The sequence below is a fragment of the Anabaenopsis sp. FSS-46 genome (assembly GCF_029891665.1).
In the GTDB taxonomy this organism is placed as follows: Bacteria; Cyanobacteriota; Cyanobacteriia; order Cyanobacteriales; family Nostocaceae; genus Anabaenopsis; species Anabaenopsis arnoldii.
The window spans coordinates 1-20,329 of sequence record NZ_JANQDG010000021.1; the positions used below are offsets into that span (position 1 = coordinate 1).

Consider the following 20,329-nt stretch of genomic DNA (forward strand, 5'->3'; position numbering starts at 1 on the left):
CCTGTCATTTCAGCAATCTGTGCTTCTATCTCAGCATCACTAAGAGGTAATGCGTTGAAGTTCCCACTAGTACCTGTCATTTCAGCAATCTGTGCTTCTATCTCAGCATCACTAAGAGGTAATGCGTTGAAGTTCCTACTAGTACCTGTCATTTCAGCAATCTGTGCTTCTATCTCAGCATCACTAAGAGGTAATGCGTTACTAGTTTTCTCAATCAAAATTAATGGAGAAAAATGCTGTACAGAGTCATTGCTGTATTGATATTTATCCTTATATCCAGTAAAGCCCTTTAGTTGAGCAATTCTGTCGCCAACTTCTAGATCAGCGCGAATCCAGTCCGAATCCCAACCTGAATAGTTATCTTTACAATAAAGTAAGTGAGGCGCATAAAAGTACAAATTAATTAAAGTTGCTTTAGCGCACCATTCGTTATCGGTGTAACCGATGGCATTAGTCGTATAGTTGGATGCGGCCAATAATAACCGCCCTGATTCTACATTTGGATCTAAGAAAAGTTCTTCACTGCTAATAGCGTTACTACTTTGAGATTTAAATTGCTTTTCACACCAGCGACGGGCTTCATCAATTGAGATGCTAAATTCATATGATTCTTCATCATCGCTTAATTCCTCTAGAATTGCTCCAAAGTAATCACATGGGTAAAGCAGAAGGAGTCTTAAATTTATTACTTGCATTAAGCGATTGTGAGCAGTACGACGATATTCTGTATTTGCACCTTTCAGGTAATCCCTTGTTTGAGGGAAGTTACTTACAGATGGATGCCCTAAACTCCATAACAACCAGTCAAAGAAATAATGCACTGCTCCCCATTTATTCTCAGAATTAAGGATATTGGGTTCGATTTGATTAATGCAGTGATAGAGCATTTTTTTTACAGATTCATGGCGGGAACGAAAGTCTAATTTAGACCAAGCATCCTTAGCAACCCGTTTATTATTTTTAGTTTCCTCCCAAAACAGCCACCGCCCATTAATTTCTGTTTCGATAAAAGCTAGTGGTTGTAATAGCCAGCCAGCTTCTTGCCCCATCGCTTTATAATCTTCCGGAAAATCTTCGGAAATTAGAGTACTTCGCCGAGTTCCGCGAAAAGGAACAGAAATGCCCATTAATCCCTTGGGTTTTTCTCCAGGCATACGATTAATTAATAAGTTGGGTTGAATAGGCGGTGCATCAACGAGGTGTTCACGATAGGCATTTATTGCCTCTTTAGTCTCTCTGTGTGGCTTGAATGATGGGGTACGAAAAATTCTTTTCCCAGGAATTTCTTCAACTGATTCAGGGAAAATAAATTCCTCAGCTACAGATTCTGGCTGAAGTAATTCATGGTTATGAATCTTATTAATTTTATAGATGTTTGATAATTCTTTTGTATCTTCGTTAAATGCAGCTAATGCTGCTTGTACCTCGGCTAATTCATCACCGGTTGGCAAGGGCTTAGTAGCTTCCTCAATCAAAATCAAATGACCAGGGGTAAGAATATCTTGGCTAATGAGGGTAGATCCTCCCTGTTCTGGTACGGAAACAAAATGCTCATCCATTGTTTCCAGGTCAATGTAACTGAAATGGACATCATAAAATTCCATACCGCCAATTTTCTTTAACTGTTCCTTCACCCGTCGGCGCACTCGCAGTGCATATACTAGAGCATCATGTACATCTTGTTTACTAAATGAACCATCGGGGAAAAGTAATTTTAGTAATCCTGATACAGTTTTACGTACTGCTTGCACGTCCCGTTGTTTGAGGTTATTACCCAAGCGAAAATAGCGGTCAATCGCATCGGCAAAACTGCGTTTACGCATTTCCCGCAACCACTCTGCTAAATAATCAACAATAAAACCATATTGATTGGTAAAATTCTCTGGGCTGAATTTGGGAATTTCCCAACCGGGAATATAGGCGTGAAAGCGGTCAAAAAAGGTAGTATCAATCATGGCTTCAGGAAATGGAGCCAATAAATGAGAGGTTTTTACCAAGGATTCTACGCTTTGATCAATATTACCCACAAAAACCATAGAAGCATTAGCGGGAATTTCTACCTTACCCCGTGTAAAGGAACCTGAAGCCATGTAGTCTTTCATGATTTGTACACCATCATTGTCATGAAAGCTGATACCGGCGACTTCATCAAAAGCAACTACATCAAATAAACCGACCAATCCCACGCGCCGGGTGGACATATTATAAAAAAGATTGGCTACTGTGGTTTTACCGCCAGAAACAAGGATGCTGTTGGGAGAAACTTCTTTATAAACGTGGGATTTACCTGTGGAACGGGGGCCAAGTTCACAGCAGTTATAATTATTCTCGCAAAGAGGTATTAAACGCGCGAGTAAATGCCATTTTACTTCGTCGCTCACAATAGTTGGTTCTAGTCCGGTTGACCTGATTAACAGGTCAATCCATTCATTGCGGGTAAAAGCTGGACGACATGCAAACAGTTCATCCATATCTACATTAGGCATTTGAATGGGTTTGAGACTGGCGACAATAAAAGGACTAGGTTTTGTCCCTCCTTCGTACTCCATTTGTAAAATACACCAAATTCCACTTCCTAGGAGTTTAGAATTTAGTTTCACAGTTTCTGGGTCAATTACTACACCTTTAATACCTAGGTTGGTTAAGGTACCTTGGTAAATATCATCTTTTTCGTTGAGTGTGACGTTTACTTGGTCAATGATTGTAAAACGTCCTAGTTCTCTAATTTTGGATTTGACTAGCTCCGCTTCATCAGGACGAACATAATTTTGAGCTAGGATATTTTTGACACGAGTAACGCCTTCTGCAATAGTAGTTTCTTCATCTGTGGCACAGTACATACCCAATAGATACTCCAGCACATAGACGGGTACATTTGCACCTTCTTTGATGCGCTTTGTCAGGTCTTTCCGTACTACCTTACCAGGATAAATGTTGTTTAGTTTTTGGTTAAGGTCGTCCATGGGGAAAAGGGGAGAGGGGGGAAACTCAAGATTTGGGGTTATGATTAAAAATCACCAAAGTCATTGGCAATACCTAAACTAATTATCCATGTTTCTCGCAGCAATTCGCTCTGGTCATCTGCATCTTTGACAATTAAATAAGCCCTAGTGGGAGGACTAGCGGTATTTACAGTCAATCTTAAGTCAATTGCTCGATCGCCTGGATTAGGACTTGTACTAGTTAAATTCACTCTAGGTACATCTGTAATCGGGGTGTCGGTTTGAGGGTAACTTGAAATGCAGTAACTTAGTGTCACTATTTAATCAATTAAATGGGGTGAAGATGTGATGAAAATTACGGCTGAAAACTTATCAAACATCCTCTCAGACTGTTTGGTATTTTCTACCCCAGGGAAAATAGAATTTTAGGTAATACTGGTACAAGCAGGAAAACCTAGATAAAATCAGAAAATGAAAATTCAACCTAGTGACAAGGCTTTGCTAGATTGGGCAGGGGATAGTTTGGCAATTGGATTATTTGAAGATGCAGTTGAGTTAACTGGGGAACTGGCAAAATTAGATGAGCAGTTTGCCGGGGTTTTAAAAGAACTAATTGCCGAAGAAGAATTTACCGCCAAAGCCTACAGCACCATTTTCACCCGTGTTAGTGCTGGTGGCTCTATCCGTAAAGTAATTTTAGTGGGTTTGGGGAAACCAGAAGCCCTGAAATTAGAAACTCTGCGACGTGCGGCTGCTGCTGTGGCCAAGGTGGCAAAAAAGCAAAAAAGCAAAACTCTCGCCGTGAGTTTTCCTGTGTGGAATAATCAGCCAGCAGCAACTGCTCAAGCTATAACTGAAGGTACGCAACTAGCGCTTTATCAGGACATTCGCTTTAAGTCTGAGCCAGAAGATAAAGGAGCAAAAATTGAGACAGTAGATTTACTGGGACTGAGTGGACAAGAAGCAGCCATTACCCTAGCTAATCATATCGTCTCCGGGGTAATCTTAGCTAGGGAATTGGTAGCAGCACCAGCCAATGAGGTAACACCCATTACCCTAGCAGAAACAGCCCGTGCGATCGCGACTGAACACGGCATAGAGGTAACAATTCTGGAACGGGAAGACTGCGAAAAGTTAGGTATGGGTGCGTTTTTAGGAGTTGCCCAAGCTTCAGACTTACCACCAAAATTCATTCACCTCACCTACAAACCCGAAGGCACACCGAAACGCAAACTAGCAATTATTGGTAAAGGATTAACCTTTGATTCCGGCGGACTAAATATTAAAGGTGCTGGTAGCGGCATCGAAACTATGAAAATTGATATGGGCGGTGCTGGTGCGACCTTGGGTGCTGCCAAAGCGATCGCCCAAATCAAGCCAGATGTAGAAGTTCACTTCATTTCAGCCGCCACAGAAAACATGATTAGCGGTCACGCCATGCACCCAGGGGACATCCTCAGAGCATCCAACGGCAAAACCATAGAAGTGAATAACACCGACGCTGAAGGGCGTTTGACCTTAGCGGATGCCTTGGTGTATACAGATAAATTGGGAGTAGATGCCATGGTTGATTTAGCCACCCTCACCGGTGCTTGTGTGATTGCCTTGGGTGATGACATTGCCGGCTTATATACGAACGATGATGCTGTAGCTTCCCAACTGCAACAAGCCGCAGAAACCGCAGGGGAAAAACTGTGGCGGATGCCAATGGAAGAAAAATATTTTGAAGGGTTGAAATCCGGGATTGCGGACATGAAAAATACCGGTCCGCGTCCTGGGGGTTCCATTACTGCGGCTCTTTTCCTCAAACAGTTCATTAAAGATACCCCTTGGGCCCATTTAGACATTGCTGGGCCAGTGTGGACAGATAAGGAAAACGGTTACAACAGTTCAGGGGCTACAGGCTATGGTGTAAGAACCCTAGTTAATTGGGTATTAGCTCAGTAGGAAGCCACAAGCAGGGTATTTGACTCCTTAATCAGTGCGCCCCAATCCCTGAAAATTTGCCACGTAGCTACTAAAATATGTTGCAATACTAACAGGAAGAATATGGCAGTGAGAAACTCCCGGTTTTTCAGCAAAGCCATCTGGTAAAATTTGTAAGGTTTCTAGTAGCTCTAAGCAATGGGATTGACTGGCGTACGGATAGCAATTGACGCAATGGGAGGGGATCATGCACCCGGAGAAATCGTCACTGGCGCACTGCGGGCAAGTGACGAATTGGGTGTAAAAGTACTATTAGTTGGTGATCCCCAACAAATAGCAGCCGCCCTGCCCCCAAACACTAATTTGGAGCGGGTAGAGATCGTTCCTGCACAGGAAGCGATCGCAATGGATGAGGAGCCTTTGAATGCGGTGAGACGCAAACGCAAAGCTTCTATTAATGTGGCTATGGATTTAGTCAAGCAGCAGCAGGCAGATGCCGTGTTTTCTGCGGGACACTCAGGGGCAGCTATGGCAGCAGCTTTGCTCCGCCTGGGACGATTGCCAGGAATTGACCGCCCAGCCATTGGTACGGTTTTCCCTACAATCAAAGCCGGTAAACCAGTACTCATACTTGATGTTGGCGCCAATGTAGACTGCCGCCCTAAGTTTTTAGAGCAGTTTGCTGTCATGGGGTCAACTTATAGTCAGTATGTCTTAGGTATTACTAATCCCCATGTAGGTTTGTTGAATATCGGCGAAGAAGACACTAAGGGTAATGAGGTCGCCCTGCGCGCCCATGAATTATTACGGGAAAATTCCCAAATTAATTTTATTGGTAATGCTGAAGGGCGTGATGTACTTTCGGGTAACTTCGATGTGATTGTCTGCGATGGCTTTGTGGGTAATGTGTTGTTGAAATTTGCCGAAGCCGTGGGGGAAGTGATTCTGCAAATCCTGCGCGAAGAATTACCCCAAGGATTACATGGTCAAATTGGGACGGCAATTTTAAAACCTAACCTGAAGCGAGTTAAACAGCGCATGGATCATGCAGAACATGGCGGTGCTTTGCTGTTAGGCGTAGCCGGAGTCTGTTTTATTGGCCACGGAAGCTCTCAAGCTCCTTCTATTTTTAACGCCATTCGCATGGCCAAAGAAGCTGTAGATAATCAGGTGCTGCAAAGACTTCAGTCCCAATATGAAATCCTACAGCAGGAAACCAATTAGAAATTAGTCACAAAACTAGCGAGCAATAGCTGGGAAAAAAATACAAATTTTCATGACTAAAATTCTTATAGCTTGGGAGACTAGGAGTGGAAAAGTTAGGCATAGCAATTACAGGTAGCGGCTCGGCAGTACCAAAAAATCACCTCAGTAACCAGGATCTGACTGAACTGGTGGAGACTTCAGACGATTGGATTACCACAAGAACCGGAATTCGTCAACGGTGTTTAGCATTGCCATCTGAATCGGTGAGCACCCTCGCGGCTGATGCCGGTAGTCAAGCGATCGCAGCGGCAGGGATAAAGGCAACAGACCTAGATTTGATTCTGCTGGCCACATCCACCCCAGATGATTTATTTGGCAGTGCTTGTCAAATTCAGGCGGCATTAGGAGCAACCAAAGCAGTAGCCTTTGACTTAACGGCTGCTTGCTCTGGGTTTGTCTTTGGGCTAGTCACAGCAGCCCAATATATCAGAACAGGCGTTTATCAAAACGTACTCCTAATTGGGGCTGATATCCTCTCTCGCTGGGTGGATTGGCAAGACCGCAGGACTTGTGTACTGTTCGGTGATGGTGCGGGAGCGGTGGTACTGCAAGCCAATAACAGCGATCGCCTATTAGGATTTTCCCTGAAAAGCGATGGGACCCAAAACCGCTACCTCAATCTTGCTTATACCCCCTCCGCCCAAGAACTCCTGCCCAATGTAAATATCACTCAAGGTACTTACCAGCCGATCACCATGAACGGCAAAGAAGTATACCGCTTTGCTGTGCAAAAAGTCCCTGAAATTATTGATAAAGCTTTATTTCAGGCTCATCTCACTGTTGAGCAAATAGACTGGCTGATCTTACATCAAGCCAATCAACGCATTCTTAATGCCGTTGCCCAACGCCTAAATATTCCAGAAAACAAGGTAATTAGCAATCTGGCTAATTATGGTAATACCTCTGCCGCCTCTATCCCCCTAGCCCTAGATGAAGCAGTGCGCCAAGGCAAAATCAAACCCCACGACATCATTGCCACATCTGGCTTTGGTGCAGGACTCACTTGGGGCGCAGCAATTTTTCAATGGGGAAGATAGTTAAAACTCAAGAGTAAAAAACTACACTTACCCCAATCACCAATGAGCAATGACTAACGACTAATGACTAAAACTGCATGGGTGTTTCCCGGACAAGGTTCTCAAGCCCTGGGAATGGGAATGGATTTATTAGATATACCTACCGCTAAAGATAAATTTGCCGAAGCCGAAGCAATTTTGGGCTGGTCTCTCACACAATTATGTCAGAACGAAGAAGAAAAGTTATCACGGACTCTCTACACACAACCCAGTCTTTATGTAGTAGAAAGTATCCTGGCTGATATCCTTCGAGAACGGGGACATCAACCAGATGTAGTTGCTGGTCACAGTTTAGGCGAATATATCGCCCTTTACATTGCCGGTGTGTTTGAGTGGTCTGCTGGCTTACACCTGGTCAAGCGTCGTGCTGAACTCATGGATAGTGCCGCTGGTGGAATGATGGCTGCTCTGATGAACTTTGACCGTGAACAGTTAGAATTAGTTCTTGCTCAGACACCAGATGCAGTTTTGGCTAATGATAACAGTCCGGCTCAGGTAGTGATATCTGGGAATCCAGAGGCTGTCAAAACAGTAATTTCCCAAGTTAAAGCCAAACGTGCTATACCCTTAAAAACTTCCGGAGCATTTCACTCACCCTTGATGGCTGCTGCGTCCGCCGAGTTCCAAGATATTCTAGAATTAGTAGAATTTCAGCCGGCTGTTATACCCGTACTGTCTAACGTAGATCCGCTTCCATCCACTGATGCCAAAATAATCAAGCAGCGCCTCAGCCAACAAATGACCGGTTCAGTACGCTGGCGAGAAATTTCTTTGGAATTAGCAATACAGGGTATTGAGGAAGTAGTGGAAATTGGACCGGGTAATGTGCTAACTAATTTGATTAAACGCACTACACCGGATTTAATCTTAAAAAATGTTCGTAATGCAGCAGAGTTGCCAGAATAGGGGATAGTAAAGCAGACGTAGATTGCAGAGTCTAGGCTGCTGGGCAAAATTGAGATTTTCTATACCCTATCCCCATTCCCCATTCCCCAATACCCTATATCCCATTTCTCTATGTCTCGAACCCGCGAACCTTTGATCAGTTTGGCACTTTACCACGCTTTTAAGTGGTCTATTGTCAGCCCTATGCTTCATGCTTACTTTCGGGGGAGAATTTATGGGGTGGAAAATGTCCCTAAGTCAGGGCCACTGGTGGTAGTCAGTAATCATGCTAGTTACTTTGATCCCCCCATTGTCTCTAATTGTGTACGTCGTCCAGTGGCTTACATGGCTAAGGAAGAGTTGTTTCAAGTCCCTGTTTTAGCACAAGCAATTAAATTGTATGGTGCTTACCCGGTGAGTCGCGGTACCGCTGACCGCAATTCTATTCGTTCAGCCCTAGAGTACCTTGATAATGGCTGGGCTGTAGGTGTTTTTTTACAAGGTACTCGCACTCCCGATGGGAAGATCACAGATCCTAAACGAGGGGCGGCTCTCTTGGCGGCCAAGGCTAAAGCACCATTTTTACCGGTGAGTTTATGGGGTTCTGAGAAGATATTACAAACAGGCTCCATACCTCTTCCAGTTCCCTTAACTATTAGGATTGGCAAATTAATTGATGCACCCAGTTCTACCAATAAAGACGAATTACAAGCTGTGACAGATAAGTGTGCTACAGCAATTAATCAGTTGCATGATTTAGGACGCTGAGAAATATGCTGCAAAGAGTCAAGTCCAGAAAATCTTAGGGCAAAAATTAGGCTAAAATCGGCCAGAAAAATATCTAAATGGGGAATTATGTCCGATTTAAGAACACAATTAACAGACAATCTGGATGAGGCTGAGTGGGATTGGCTAATTCCTCATGTACAAAGGGATGCGGTGATTTTAGTCACGCCAGGTTTAGACTTGCTGGATGTGGGAGTGGCGATCGCTAGCGATCAGGTTTCATCAGTGCAAGCATGGATTGACGGACAATTAATAGCTAAACCTTCCAATACACAAATGGGGAATTGGAATAGCGATCGCACTAAAAGATTTAAGACTCTGATTATTCAGCCCTATGTTCTAATACAAGAAATCTCAGCATAATTGGACTGGGAAACAAGTTTTGGGAAGATTTAGCTCAAATCTGAATCTCCATCCCTCACCTGTGATTCATTGCTTTCTCATATGTTCTGCACCCGTGTAACCAGTAGCCAACCAAACTAAAGCCCTCACCCCATCACGGATAGATTTATCCAAGGGTTCATGGACATTTTTTGAAGGTACTGCTACAGGTTTAAATTGAATACCGCGACTTCCCAAAACTATCTCGCCAACCACACGGGCGCGGCGCATATGAAATTCCGAAGTAACTAAATAAACACTCTTAATACCTTTAGCCTGCAACTCATCTACTAGTGTAGTAAAATTTGTTACAGTATCTACAGCTTCATAGTCCAAGTGCAATCGTTTGGGATCAACTCCAGCTTTGGCAAACACATTCTGAGTTGATCTAGGTGGACTACCACCAGAAATCCAAATGGGTAAACTTGGATGCTCGCGGACAAAATTAGCTGTAAACCGTTCTCGTTCTAAATGTGAGGTAGAACCACCTAAAACTAATACTGCTTGGGGTGGTAAATTCTTAGTTTGCGATTCCTGGTATCCCAACCACATTAATAGAGGTAGGGCGAAAACCATAAACCGAAATGAATGACCTGTAAATAATAAATGATTCTTCAAGGCTCTATACTTTAGTCTGTTGAGTCCAGGATTTTATCTAAAAAAAGACAAATAAGTATGTAGGGTAATTTAAGAAAATCTACCCAAATATCAACTGATGTTTTGGCGTTGCGGAATTCACCTATGAAATTCCCAAGACTGAGTTTTGAACACTCTTACTTTTGCTTCTAAAGCAATTCCTGCAAGAGCCGCAGGAACTCTATGGGTATAAGCTGGGCTGGTACGAGAAACACCATTCATACTTCGATTATGCAATGCCGATTTTTTTACATAATACACAGACAAAGCTGCATTAACAGGACATATCGCAGTTGATACCAGATAATCAAGTGAGTCGGAAAATTAAATACCATTTCCGACTTTCTTCTTATTAAATCATTTACTGAGGACGGGACTGGCCAGGCTCGAACCGGCGACCTAGCGCTTAGGAGGCGCTCGCTCTATCCATCTGAGCTACAGCCCCAACTACAAAGCATATGCAAGCAGATACTATGATAGCAGGATTTTTAGGTAGACTGCCAAGAATTATCCCAAGAACCGCCGCCTATTTCTAAACCGCATAGAGAACTCTGTGCTTTGAGGATTGTTTGAGATTTGCTAGGAGTTAATTTTCGTAACTCCAAACTTAATTTTCCCTGCATGGTATCCCGACAACAGAATAATAAACCATTTGCTGTCGGCGCGCGCAGGGGTGTACCAGGTAAAGGCGTGGTTCCGGTCAATTCAATTTCATAATGTAAGTTTTTGGCGCGCATTTGCCATCTACCCCAGGGCTGAATATCCCATTCTACTTTTGCATTCCAGGGAACGAATTCATAAAACTGGCCATGATGGTGCAAGCCAATCATGGCCACAGATTCCATCCACCACAATACACCACGCTTGCCACCGCCAGCCGTCAAAGCCAAATCGGGTTCGCCATCAAAGTGATTACAATTCAACCAAAACCATTTTTGGGGAAAAGCGCCGCCCCAGTTTTTCTCTGCGTAAGCTGGCGCATTTGTAAATTCATAGATTTTACCGTTCCAATCAATCCTACCACTTGCTAACCCGTGAGCCATCAAGATTTGCCATCCAGGTTCAAAAATCTGTAAAGATGACAGCCAACCGGCGGTTGATTGCTGAAGACTATTTTTATTCCCCCAGTAGTATATCGGCTCAATGTCGTATAGCCAACGGCAATAATTACCAGTAGCCGGATCGTAAATCTCTCCTTGATTTAAGGTAGCTGTAGCTTGATAGCCTTCTTGGATATGATGTTTAAACTCGGTGGGGGTGAGATATAAAGGTAGGTTGTTGAGGTGGGTTTTACCCCAATGACCTAATGCGAGAACATCTTGACTACCCCAAAATCCTTTGACATCAGGAAAAGTACGACATATATACTCATCATTGGGTCCGAGCACTTGAGCAGCACCACCACTATAGGGTTGGCCTCCAATGGGGTCTTCTATGGAGTACATGAACGCGAAGGTTTGACCACAATCAGGTAAAGTTAGGCGATAATACCAACCTTCAAAAAAGCGGCGACTACTACCGTCCCAATGGTATCCACTATGAGGGGTTTGGTTTGAGTGCAAAAAATTTAGGGGAATAGTTAACATATATCTATATAAAAGTTGCCTGTTTCTTTCAGTATGAGCGATTACCTCGATATTAATCATGCTTATGAAGTTTTAGGACTAACCCCCGGTGCGTCTCAGGAACAGGTGAAGCAAGCTTACCGTCAGTTGGTGAAGATTTGGCATCCTGATCGCTTTCTTAACCCTGAGGAAAAACAAGGAGCAGAGTCAAAAATCAAACAAATCAATCTAGCTTACAAGCAACTCAAGTCTCAACAGCTAAACACTACCAGTTTACCTTCTGCTTCGCCTCCAAATCTTTCAATTCATCAGGTAAATATATCTGTTCAGCGCTGGGATGCTGAAACTTTTTATAACTGGGGAGTGGAAAATGCCAGTAGAGGAAAATATGAAGAAGCGATCGCAAATTTTACCCAAGCTATTAGCCTCAATCCCACCTACATTGAAGCATACAAGTATCGGGGGTTTGTTTGTTCTCAACTGGGGTTTGAATATAGAGCTACTGCAGATTTAAATAAAGCTGCATCCTTAGAACGGAATGTCAGCGGATACTCTGACTCCACATACTCAAGGTCATCCAGACTGATATTCCAGCGTCAACCCCTGTTATCAAGATGCTGTCAGCAAATCAAAAAACTACTGAGGGTAAACAGGCGTTGGCGATGATTTCAGCCCATAGTCAGGGAAATATTAAGATAATTTACAAAATTATGACAGAAAGTTAATGCTGTTCAAGTTTGGTAAATATCTTACACAAATTGAATAGAGGATGCTAAATTACAAATAAGGTACAAAGGAATTAAAAGTTAACTAAAAAACCTATAAATTGGAGCCTGTACCTCCTGCTCTAATGAACTCGCAATCAGAAATCATTTGTTGCATCCTGTCGTCAAAGTTTTCCACCTTGAGTTAATTGATGTTTTTTGGAGGTTTCGGAAGTTACACCTACAGATGCCTGTTGATAGTAATTAAGGATGATCAATTGTCAGATCAATGGTTGCGAAAATCGTCCACTTTATTTGAGTTAATTCACCCTGTTTTTGAAATTTTATCTAAACACTAGATATCTAATAAGCCGCCATTGGTTACTGATACTTTTCCATCGTAACTTGTGGCGGTTTATGATTAACTAATCAATAACTAGGGACTGATTAAGGTAATTACAGTGACTTCAGGTGGACAAAATAAACGTCCTGGACTATAAGTTCCTAAGCCACGGCTGACATATAATTGATTGTCCAACACTTGATGAAAACCTTTTGCCCACTCCCAATATCGGACTACTCTTGAGCAGTTTGCTAGGAACATTGGTTCCCATTGGCGCACTTTTTGAGGAAGTTGTTTTAGGAGCTTTTGATAATGGAAAATCACAGGGCCAATTCCTGGTAGGACAATATGACCTCCGTGGGTATGTCCAGATAGTTGTAAATCTACTCGCCACTGTGACAAAATTTTAGCAGTATCCGGGTTATGGGATAAAACAATCCGGGGTGTACTAGGGTTGAGTTGGTTCATAACTAGTGCAGGGTTAAATTCCCGTGACCAATAATCAGCTAGTCCTACAATTGGTAACTCTTGTCCTAAAGGATAGGCGATTTCATTCCACAGGACATTAACCCCTATGTTATTCAGGGCAGATGTTATTTCTGTTTTTGAGTGCTGGTAATGTATATCATGATTACCGAGGACGGCATAAATACCAGAGCGACTTTGTAAATCTTTAAGTCGTAAGGCTAGTTGGTGAATGGGTGTAGGATCGTCGGTTACATAGTCACCAGTTAATAAAATTATATCGGGTTCAGCCTCGTTACTAGCGGCGATCGCTTGTGCTAACAGTTTTTCAGAAATTCTCACACCATCATAGTGAAAATCTGTCAACTGTACCATTTTTATACCATGTAAAGATTTTGGCAAATCCGCAATCTTAACCGTTACTTCATCTACTCTTAAACGTCCCGTAAACAACCAGTTCATAGTACAACAGAGACTCCTCGTACCAGTGCTTACAGCTTATCAAAGATCACAATATATCTGGGTCTATGGCGCTGACAATTCCCGACCATTGAATTTTTTTCTGTTTCTCCCGACGATAAGAAAAGAAGTATTCTGGAGTTTGGTAAGTACAGTAAGGAGCGATCGCTATTTGTTCGGCGCTCATACCCAAGCTTTCCAGTTGTAAAACATTAACTCGCCGCACATCCAACTTCACCTTTCCAGGGTCGGGGTCTACCAATAACGGTGAATTTGGTAACTCATGCAAAGCATCTATAATTTGCTGTTGCTCTGCATAGGGTGTAATAGTAGCACCAAGTTGGGCAGCCACATGCAGAGAAACTTGATAAACCTCACCGGCGATCGCCGGTCCGATTGCAATGCGTAAATCATCCAGTTTGCTACCTTGCTCTTGCAATCGGGTGATAGCAACGGGAACAATCTTCGCTGCTGTTCCCCGCCAACCCGCGTGTAGTGCAGCTACTTGTCGAGTTTTGACATCAGCAATCAATACAGGTGTACAATCGGCACTAGCTACCCAAACAGCTTGTAGTGGCTGTTGGCTGATCACACCATCTCCTAAAACTAGACCGCCATCCTCGCCCCCCGTCTTCCCCTCAATGTCTTCTGGGGTGAGAACAATATTGCCATGTACCTGTTGGAGGCGATAGGCTGATGCTTCTGGGTGCAGTACTTTTGTCAAATCTTCAGGCGATCGCGGCCAAAACTGCTGAGTAAAAAAGCCGTGATGCCAATCTTTAAGAAGACTACAAGTAAGATAGGGTAGTCCTTGCCAATTGTGCCAATGCCAAGTGTGCATCTTGAGCCAAACCTAAACAAAAATCAACATCAGTCAATTAATGCTAACTTGAAGAACGTGATTTGGGTTAACTGCTGTGGGATTTGATAGCTCGCGTGGCGAAGTCATTCGGCAACTCTTAGAAAGTCAGATGGAATCGGAACTCAGGTATACTTATCTACCATCTTCCCTGCATATTTTTGAAAGTGTTCCTTCAACTAATCAGACCCTGTGGCGCTTGCTGAAGGATGGGGCTGATAAAAAATCTGTAGTAATTGCAACTCAGCAAACTTCTGGCAGGGGACAATGGGGTCGTGAGTGGATTTCTCCCACCGGCGGACTATATCTTTCGGTGGGTGTTGTTCCTAAACTAGAAGCTGCCGATAGTTATCGGCTTACCTTAGCCAGTGCTTGGGGGATTGCTGCCCAGTTGCGTCAGTGCGGCATCAGTGTGGGCATTAAATGGCCCAATGACCTAGTCTTGGAGGGTCGAAAGCTCGGCGGCATTTTGACAGAAACAAAAGTCAATAACGGACAGATCACACAAGCAGTAATTGGCGTGGGTATTAACTGGGCTAACCCAGTACCCGAAACTGGGATCAATCTCCAATCCTGGCAGGACTCCCAGCCTCATCAGGCTATCTCTGGTCTAGAAATGCTCACGAAAACAGTTTTGGTAGGAATACAATCCGGTATAGACTGTCTCAGTCAAGAAGGAATAAGTGTACTCTTGTCTAAATATTTAGATTTATTAACAAATATTGGTGAGCAAGTATACATAGATAATCTTTTAGGCACTGTAGTGGGCGTAACGACCCAGGGAAATCTCCACATATCTTTTGACATAAAAGAGCTAAATGACATAAAAATGCCAGAAATTTATCTCGAACCCGGTACAATCAGTTTGGGTTACCGTAAATCTTCTGTTTTGTTTTAGGTTTGTTGAAAATCTCGCTCTTTAGGCCATAAAAAGCACTCAAATCATCTCTTTAGGCTAATTTATAACAACAGAGAGAAGCAATGACGCAGCGCCATAAATCTGCCCAACACCATTCACAGAACTCATTAAGATGCTATCCTTACGCGAAGCTGCTCCACATATGTGCATCTACGCTACCAGCACAAGGCTTTTTTCTGCTAACTAGTGTCAGCCTCTTAGGTGGGGGTTTGGCAATTGCCCAAACAGAAACAAGTATAGATAATATTGTTCCCACGAATGAAAGTTACTCGGTTCGAGCAGTAGTAATACCAAATACTCTCGAAAAAGAGACTGTTTCTTCCGCACCATCCCAACCGGAATCTTCAGTTCCAGAAGAACAAGCTGACCTTATACAGAAACTACGTACTAGAAAACAGGTTTCCACTCCCAGAGCAAATGTGACCTGGGAGGAACCCAAAACTGAAGTAGCCCAACCTACAACACCCCAGGGTTTACCTGAAAAACTCCCAGAACTTGCCCAGCCGTCAAATAACTCGGACAGACCAACAGGTGCAACAGCAGGGAAAACAACGGATTATAATAACGCCTATATTGACCCTACCAATTACACCACCAAGACAACGGCTACTTATCAAGCCCCTAACTCCGTGGTCTTAACAGAACGGTCTAGTGGTTGTCAAACTGTTTTACCCTCTGGGCAAAGTATATCAGGGAGTAGTTGCGCTGCACCAAACCGGGAAGCTGCACGCCATCAGAAAACAGCACCAAGCTGGGTGAAAACCAGCCAAAATATTGATTTAGCGCAGGTTCGGGTCCTAAATAATCACAGCAGCAATAGATGGGTTCCATCTCATAGTGCTAATAGTGCTAATAGTGCTAATAGTGCTAACAAAACCGCTTCTCCCTCTCATCGGTTTAGCCCTAACCCTATTACATCGGTGTTAGGCTCTGCCATTGTACCCAGTGGTGAGACTTTACCCCCACCAATGGCCGCAGGGAATATTGCACCCCGCCCTAGTACAGTAGCTTATGAGTTCCCCCTAGCATCAGTATTGCCACAAATTCCCTTTACAGGTTCCGTCGCCTATGGTCATGGGGGTATGATATTTCCCCTTTCTATACCTGCTCGCATTAGTTCGGTATTTGGTTGGAGAAATCATCCCATTACAGGCGATATCCGCTTCCACTCCGGCACAGATTTGGCTGCTCCTATGGGTACACCAGTAGTAGCAGCCGCGGCCGGTACGGTGGAAACTGCCAACTGGTTGGGTGGTTATGGTTTAAGCGTAATTATTAACCATGCTTCTGCTCAACAAACCCTTTATGCTCATATGTCAGAACTATTTGTCCAACCCGGTCAAACTGTGGAACAGGGAACCGTCATTGGCCGAGTTGGTAGCACTGGTAATTCTACGGGTAATCACCTACACTTTGAAGTCCGCCACCTCAAACCACAAGGTTGGGTTGCTGTTGACTCCGGTGTACAATTAGAGATTGCCTTTAATCAGTTGGTACAAGCTTTACAAACAGCTCGGGTTCCTGAAGAATAGGGCACCCCTCTGGGGGAAGTCAAAAGTCAAATTTCTTGACTTTCCCTACTCACAAATAGCCATGTTCTGCTAAAAACTCAGGTGTTATATGGTTTTTGCCGTGGTTTTTGCTAGGAGAAACAAATTTTTCCACGTATTTGCCGAGAATATCCCCTTCTAAATTTACCCAACTACCAGGGAGAAGATAGTGGAGATTTGTCTCCTCATAGGTCAGGGGAATGACTGCCACTGTGAACTGATATAATTCTGGATCATATACAGCTACTGTGAGGCTGATACCATTCACAGCAATGCTACCCTTGGGGACAATATACCGCGCGATCGCTTCGGGTGCAGTAAAGGTCATTTCCCAAGAACTGGCGGTTTGCTTGGCCTCTACTAATTGACCTATACCATCTACATGACCCATAACAAAGTGACCGCCGACTTTACCACCCACCCGTAGGGAGGCTTCTAAGTTGACATATTTCTGTTGTGTTTGCTCATCTCCCAGGGTGGTGCGGCTGAGAGTCTCCGGCGAAGCAGTGGCGATAAAGCCATTGTGGAAAATTTTTTCCACTGTTAAACACACGCCATCTACAGCAACGCTGTCGCCATAAGCCAAATCCTGCATAATCACAACAGAAGATTGACTGACAAAGGTAATTTGCCAAGAATCCCCCCCTATGGGTTTCATCGTTCCTAAGGCTTGGATTAATCCTGTAAACACGGCTTTTTTCTCAAACTAATTGTATTTATTGCCTAATTTTGCCCAAAATTAACTGTAATTCTGACATGAATGAGGAACACATTAAGTATAATTTCAGACTGTTTTTATTATAAATTTATTAACACATTTGCATCATTCACAAGGCATACTTGGTTAAGAAGGTTATTGTCTAGTTAGATGACTTTGACTTACTCTGGTGTTCACAACAAGTTCGGAGTTTAATAGAAGCAATTATAGAGAACAATGCTTATGTTTATTCCCCAACCCAACTTACCCCAGTCAATGGTATTATTTATTACGGAGCGCCCAATCATTCACAGGATTGTAGAGGCTTAGGCAATGATTGAAATGAGAGTCGCTGGCATAGCATTAGATGCCATAACCCGCAGTCCGATCGTACTTTTGAAAGATTCCTCAGATCGCCGTGCTTTGCCAATTTATATTGGACAGGAACAAGCTAGGGCAATTATGGGGGCGCTTGAAAATCAAAAGCCTCCCAGGCCTTTGACCCACGACTTAATTGTGAATCTTTTACAGTCATGTTCGATGATTCTGGAAAAGGTGATTATTCACTCGTTACAAAAGGACACATTTTATGCAGCCTTAATTGTCCAGCAAGGCGAAATCAAAAAAGAAATTGATGCGCGTCCTAGTGATGCGATCGCCATTGCTCTGCGTACTAATTCCCCAATCTGGGTAATGGAAGAAGTAGTTTCCGATGCTTCTATCCCTGTTGACCGGGATGCAGATGAAGCAGAACAGCAAGCCTTCCGGGAATTTATCTCCAATCTTCGTCCCGAAGATTTGATCAAGCGCTTTGGTAATGGAAACAGCTAAATGAGTAGAGACGTGATTAGTCGCGTCTGTGCTCACTCCGTTACCCACCCCCCTTTCCGCTAACTTTCTTTTCATGCAATACCGACGCTTTGGCAAAACAAACCTACACCTCTCAGTCTTTTCTTTGGGAACAATGCGCTACCTGGCTAATGTCACAAATGCACAGCAGACAATTGTTGCAGCCTTAGCCCAGGGAGTCAATCATATTGAAACAGCTAGAGGTTATGGCAAAAGTGAGGAATATCTTGGTGCAGCTATCAAAGGGGGATTAACAGTACCCCGTTCCCAGGTTTACATCACCACCAAAATACCGCCTACAGTTGATGCTGATAGTATGCGTCGGTATATCAATGAATCACTAGAAAGATTAAATCTAGATTATCTAGATTGCCTAGGAATTCATGGCTTAAATACTTGGGAGCATCTCCAGTGGGTGCAAGCCAACAATGGCTGCATGAAAGCCGTTCAGGAAGCTGTTGATGATGGTCGAGTGCACCATGTTGGTTTTTCCACCCACGGTTCATTAGATATAATTCTGGCAGCCATCAATACAGATTTCTTTGAATTTGTCAATCTACATTATTACTATTTTTTCCAGCGTAATGCACCAGCAATTCAGCTCGCAGCTGACAAGGACATGGGGATTTTTATCATTTCCCCAGCTGATAAGGGCGGTCGTCTCTACACGCCACCCCAAACATTAATAGACCTGTGTCAGCCTTATTCACCTTTAGAATTAAACTATCGATTTCTACTCAGTGATCATCGTATTACTACCTTGAGTTTTGGTCCGGCCACTTCTGATGAATTAATCAAACCCTTACAGGAGTCCGATAATGTTCAACCGTTAACATTCTCAGAAACTTTAGCTTTCCAACGGTTAGAAGAACACCAGAAAGCTGCTTTGAAAACTGATAAATGTAGCCAGTGTTATGCTTGTTTACCTTGTCCAGAAAATATCAATATTCCGGAAGTTTTACGATTACGCAATCTCGCTGTAGCTTATGATATGAATGACTATGGAAAATATCGTTACGGTATGTTTGAAAATGCTGGTCACTGGTTCCCTGGAATGAAAGCTAACCGTTGTACCGAATGCGGTGAGTGTTTACCGCGCTGTCCAGAAAACCTCAATATTCCTGCTTTATTAGAAGATACTCACGAGAGATTAAGCGGCAAATCTGGGAGAAGATTATGGTGAATGGTCAGGGTATGTTGACTAGCAGGGGGACGGAGTGGACAAAACAAGCTTTGGCTAAAGGGCGGTGATTTCGCCGGGTTGATAGGGGTTAGTAGCTAGTTACTGTTTTCTTAACTAATAGTCACAAACACTCACAGTTGCTCAAAATTTCCTGTCATCTTTTCGCTTTGTGACGGAATTACAGTAAAATCACTGTATGCTACTAGGATTCAAAACCCAACTCAAAGTCAACAAGCAACAACGACTACTACTAGGACAACACGCAGGAGTGGCCAGACAGGTTTGTCAGGACTTCCAGGGTGGCGACTATATCTGTTGTTAAACGCAAAGGGGCGCAAAGGGTGGCGCAAAGGTACGCAAAGGTTTATTTTCTATGGCTTTGAGCGGGGGGTTTCTAATCCCTGTTTCCCTAGTTATCAGACATCTGATTAACTATATTCATGGTTTCCATGCTGACTCTACACACCCGCATTAATAAATCTATGACCTGTTCTTTGTAGTCTGCAAACCGGTAAGTGTTGAATTTTTCTGCAATGGTGGGGTCTTTGGGTTTCTTCTGTTTATATTGATCTAAAATCCATTCTAAGGCGGAACGATTGCCTAGCATATATTCCCATGCTATACTAGGTATACCTTGTAATGTGGTCACATCATCTAAGATAATAATTCCTTTGGTTTTATCAGCTTTTAACTTTGGCTTGGGTGTGGTTTGGTTACCCTTTAAAGGAATATCAACCCGACTGAGTTTGTAGGGTGTGACGGTTTCATAATTAATATGTAAATCCATGAGTTGTTTTCCCCAGTCCACCCATTGGGGAAAGTTATCATATAAAGGTAA

The 20,329-nt window shown here is 43.3% G+C and carries 22 protein-coding genes and 1 tRNA gene; 12 read left to right on the forward strand and 11 right to left on the reverse strand.

Annotated elements, in window-relative coordinates; genetic code table 11:
• Both brxL and NWP21_RS02290 read right to left on the reverse strand, forming a co-directional pair.
• A partial coding sequence (brxL, locus tag NWP21_RS02285) for a protease Lon-related BREX system protein BrxL (protein ID WP_280791459.1) occupies positions 1-2,963 on the reverse strand: 2,963 nt, incomplete at its 3' end.
• A gap of 44 nt (positions 2,964-3,007) precedes the next feature.
• Positions 3,008-3,193, reverse strand: coding sequence for a hypothetical protein (locus tag NWP21_RS02290; RefSeq protein ID WP_271731370.1), 186 nt, complete (start codon positions 3,191-3,193; stop codon positions 3,008-3,010).
• Between the two features lie 220 nt (positions 3,194-3,413).
• Between NWP21_RS02290 and NWP21_RS02295 the strand changes: the two genes are divergently transcribed.
• Positions 3,414-4,889 (forward strand): leucyl aminopeptidase, encoded by a 1,476-nt coding sequence (locus tag NWP21_RS02295; RefSeq protein WP_280791460.1) that lies wholly within the window; start codon positions 3,414-3,416, stop codon positions 4,887-4,889.
• On the opposite strand, the gene NWP21_RS02300 is transcribed toward NWP21_RS02295, so the two are convergent.
• Positions 4,883-5,029: a hypothetical protein gene (locus NWP21_RS02300; protein WP_271731372.1), complete on the reverse strand. Its 147-nt coding sequence runs from the start codon at positions 5,027-5,029 to the stop codon at positions 4,883-4,885. The two genes, NWP21_RS02295 and NWP21_RS02300, sit on opposite strands and share 7 nt — an antisense overlap.
• A 37-nt stretch (positions 5,030-5,066) precedes the next feature.
• Between NWP21_RS02300 and plsX the strand changes: the two genes are divergently transcribed.
• From plsX to NWP21_RS02325, 5 genes are all read left to right on the forward strand, one after another.
• A complete protein-coding gene (plsX, locus tag NWP21_RS02305) occupies positions 5,067-6,092 on the forward strand; it encodes a phosphate acyltransferase PlsX (RefSeq protein WP_271763149.1) in 1,026 nt (341 codons plus the stop codon).
• A gap of 86 nt (positions 6,093-6,178) precedes the next feature.
• Positions 6,179-7,171 (forward strand): beta-ketoacyl-ACP synthase III, encoded by a 993-nt coding sequence (locus NWP21_RS02310; protein WP_280791461.1) that lies wholly within the window; start codon positions 6,179-6,181, stop codon positions 7,169-7,171.
• 63 nt (positions 7,172-7,234) lie between these two features.
• Positions 7,235-8,116 carry an ACP S-malonyltransferase gene (gene fabD, locus NWP21_RS02315; protein ID WP_271731375.1) on the forward strand — a complete coding sequence of 294 codons (882 nt, stop codon included), beginning with the start codon at positions 7,235-7,237 and terminating at the stop codon, positions 8,114-8,116.
• 111 nt (positions 8,117-8,227) lie between these two features.
• Positions 8,228-8,863 (forward strand): lysophospholipid acyltransferase family protein, encoded by a 636-nt coding sequence (locus NWP21_RS02320; protein ID WP_271731376.1) that lies wholly within the window; start codon positions 8,228-8,230, stop codon positions 8,861-8,863.
• Positions 8,864-8,950: 87 nt separating this feature from the next.
• Entirely contained in the window at positions 8,951-9,244 is a 294-nt protein-coding gene (locus NWP21_RS02325) for a DUF2288 domain-containing protein (protein ID WP_280791462.1), read from the forward strand.
• A gap of 66 nt (positions 9,245-9,310) precedes the next feature.
• On the opposite strand, the gene NWP21_RS02330 is transcribed toward NWP21_RS02325, so the two are convergent.
• The 4 genes from NWP21_RS02330 to NWP21_RS02345 form a co-directional block, all read right to left on the reverse strand.
• Positions 9,311-9,838 (reverse strand): YdcF family protein, encoded by a 528-nt coding sequence (locus NWP21_RS02330; protein WP_271731389.1) that lies wholly within the window; start codon positions 9,836-9,838, stop codon positions 9,311-9,313.
• A 159-nt stretch (positions 9,839-9,997) separates the two neighbouring features.
• Positions 9,998-10,120 carry a hypothetical protein gene (locus tag NWP21_RS02335; protein WP_280791463.1) on the reverse strand — a complete coding sequence of 41 codons (123 nt, stop codon included), beginning with the start codon at positions 10,118-10,120 and terminating at the stop codon, positions 9,998-10,000.
• 149 nt (positions 10,121-10,269) lie between these two features.
• Positions 10,270-10,343, reverse strand: a tRNA-Arg gene (locus NWP21_RS02340).
• A 43-nt stretch (positions 10,344-10,386) separates the two neighbouring features.
• Positions 10,387-11,484, reverse strand: coding sequence for a tocopherol cyclase family protein (locus NWP21_RS02345; protein WP_271731378.1), 1,098 nt, complete (start codon positions 11,482-11,484; stop codon positions 10,387-10,389).
• A 33-nt stretch (positions 11,485-11,517) separates the two neighbouring features.
• Here NWP21_RS02345 and NWP21_RS02350 point away from each other — a divergent pair, with 33 nt between their 5' ends.
• A complete protein-coding gene (locus NWP21_RS02350; protein ID WP_271731379.1) occupies positions 11,518-12,129 on the forward strand; it encodes a DnaJ domain-containing protein in 612 nt (203 codons plus the stop codon).
• A 474-nt stretch (positions 12,130-12,603) separates the two neighbouring features.
• Here NWP21_RS02350 and NWP21_RS02355 read toward each other — a convergent pair whose 3' ends face one another.
• Together NWP21_RS02355 and pgeF are read right to left on the reverse strand one after the other, a co-directional pair.
• Positions 12,604-13,437 carry a metallophosphoesterase gene (locus tag NWP21_RS02355; RefSeq protein WP_271731380.1) on the reverse strand — a complete coding sequence of 278 codons (834 nt, stop codon included), beginning with the start codon at positions 13,435-13,437 and terminating at the stop codon, positions 12,604-12,606.
• A 46-nt stretch (positions 13,438-13,483) separates the two neighbouring features.
• Positions 13,484-14,275 (reverse strand): peptidoglycan editing factor PgeF, encoded by a 792-nt coding sequence (pgeF, locus tag NWP21_RS02360; protein ID WP_271731381.1) that lies wholly within the window; start codon positions 14,273-14,275, stop codon positions 13,484-13,486.
• 130 nt (positions 14,276-14,405) lie between these two features.
• Here pgeF and NWP21_RS02365 point away from each other — a divergent pair, with 130 nt between their 5' ends.
• Both NWP21_RS02365 and NWP21_RS02370 read left to right on the forward strand, forming a co-directional pair.
• Positions 14,406-15,191 carry a biotin--[acetyl-CoA-carboxylase] ligase gene (locus NWP21_RS02365; RefSeq protein WP_280791467.1) on the forward strand — a complete coding sequence of 262 codons (786 nt, stop codon included), beginning with the start codon at positions 14,406-14,408 and terminating at the stop codon, positions 15,189-15,191.
• An 83-nt stretch (positions 15,192-15,274) separates the two neighbouring features.
• Positions 15,275-16,744 (forward strand): M23 family metallopeptidase, encoded by a 1,470-nt coding sequence (locus NWP21_RS02370; RefSeq protein WP_280791464.1) that lies wholly within the window; start codon positions 15,275-15,277, stop codon positions 16,742-16,744.
• Positions 16,745-16,793: 49 nt separating this feature from the next.
• Here the strand turns inward: NWP21_RS02370 and NWP21_RS02375 are convergent, their stop codons facing one another.
• The gene (locus NWP21_RS02375; protein ID WP_280791465.1) at positions 16,794-17,453 is read right to left on the reverse strand and encodes a riboflavin synthase; all 660 of its coding nucleotides are present in this window, start codon (positions 17,451-17,453) and stop codon (positions 16,794-16,796) included.
• A gap of 339 nt (positions 17,454-17,792) precedes the next feature.
• On the opposite strand from NWP21_RS02375, the gene NWP21_RS02380 reads away from it, so the two are divergent.
• The 3 genes from NWP21_RS02380 to NWP21_RS02390 all read left to right on the forward strand — a co-directional run bounded on the left by NWP21_RS02380 (position 17,793) and on the right by NWP21_RS02390 (position 19,813).
• On the forward strand, positions 17,793-18,290 hold the full coding sequence (locus NWP21_RS02380; protein WP_271731386.1) for a bifunctional nuclease family protein: 498 nt from the start codon (positions 17,793-17,795) through the stop codon (positions 18,288-18,290).
• 73 nt (positions 18,291-18,363) lie between these two features.
• Entirely contained in the window at positions 18,364-19,491 is a 1,128-nt protein-coding gene (locus NWP21_RS02385) for an aldo/keto reductase (protein ID WP_280791468.1), read from the forward strand.
• A gap of 196 nt (positions 19,492-19,687) precedes the next feature.
• Positions 19,688-19,813: a helix-turn-helix domain-containing protein gene (locus NWP21_RS02390; protein ID WP_280791466.1), complete on the forward strand. Its 126-nt coding sequence runs from the start codon at positions 19,688-19,690 to the stop codon at positions 19,811-19,813.
• 87 nt (positions 19,814-19,900) lie between these two features.
• Here NWP21_RS02390 and NWP21_RS02395 read toward each other — a convergent pair.
• A partial coding sequence (locus NWP21_RS02395; RefSeq protein ID WP_348519746.1) for a type ISP restriction/modification enzyme occupies positions 19,901-20,329 on the reverse strand: 429 nt, incomplete at its 5' end.

Excerpts from the sequence above, each read along its gene's own strand:
- NWP21_RS02320 (WP_271731376.1), top strand. The coding sequence starts at position 8,228 with ATGTCTCGAACCCGCGAACCTTTGATCAGTTTGGCACTTTACCACGCT.
- NWP21_RS02295 (WP_280791460.1), top strand. The coding sequence starts at position 3,414 with ATGAAAATTCAACCTAGTGACAAGGCTTTGCTAGATTGGGCAGGGGAT.
- NWP21_RS02390 (WP_280791466.1), top strand. The coding sequence starts at position 19,688 with ATGCTACTAGGATTCAAAACCCAACTCAAAGTCAACAAGCAACAACGA.
- pgeF (WP_271731381.1), bottom strand. The coding sequence starts at position 14,275 with ATGCACACTTGGCATTGGCACAATTGGCAAGGACTACCCTATCTTACT.
- NWP21_RS02335 (WP_280791463.1), bottom strand. The coding sequence starts at position 10,120 with ATGAATGGTGTTTCTCGTACCAGCCCAGCTTATACCCATAGAGTTCCT.
- NWP21_RS02350 (WP_271731379.1), top strand. The coding sequence starts at position 11,518 with ATGAGCGATTACCTCGATATTAATCATGCTTATGAAGTTTTAGGACTA.
- NWP21_RS02380 (WP_271731386.1), top strand. The coding sequence starts at position 17,793 with ATGATTGAAATGAGAGTCGCTGGCATAGCATTAGATGCCATAACCCGC.
- NWP21_RS02345 (WP_271731378.1), bottom strand. The coding sequence starts at position 11,484 with ATGTTAACTATTCCCCTAAATTTTTTGCACTCAAACCAAACCCCTCAT.
- NWP21_RS02365 (WP_280791467.1), top strand. The coding sequence starts at position 14,406 with ATGGAATCGGAACTCAGGTATACTTATCTACCATCTTCCCTGCATATT.
- fabD (WP_271731375.1), top strand. The coding sequence starts at position 7,235 with ATGACTAAAACTGCATGGGTGTTTCCCGGACAAGGTTCTCAAGCCCTG.
- NWP21_RS02355 (WP_271731380.1), bottom strand. The coding sequence starts at position 13,437 with ATGAACTGGTTGTTTACGGGACGTTTAAGAGTAGATGAAGTAACGGTT.
- NWP21_RS02330 (WP_271731389.1), bottom strand. The coding sequence starts at position 9,838 with ATGGTTTTCGCCCTACCTCTATTAATGTGGTTGGGATACCAGGAATCG.
- NWP21_RS02325 (WP_280791462.1), top strand. The coding sequence starts at position 8,951 with ATGTCCGATTTAAGAACACAATTAACAGACAATCTGGATGAGGCTGAG.
- NWP21_RS02370 (WP_280791464.1), top strand. The coding sequence starts at position 15,275 with ATGACGCAGCGCCATAAATCTGCCCAACACCATTCACAGAACTCATTA.
- NWP21_RS02300 (WP_271731372.1), bottom strand. The coding sequence starts at position 5,029 with ATGGCTTTGCTGAAAAACCGGGAGTTTCTCACTGCCATATTCTTCCTG.
- plsX (WP_271763149.1), top strand. The coding sequence starts at position 5,067 with ATGGGATTGACTGGCGTACGGATAGCAATTGACGCAATGGGAGGGGAT.
- NWP21_RS02385 (WP_280791468.1), top strand. The coding sequence starts at position 18,364 with ATGCAATACCGACGCTTTGGCAAAACAAACCTACACCTCTCAGTCTTT.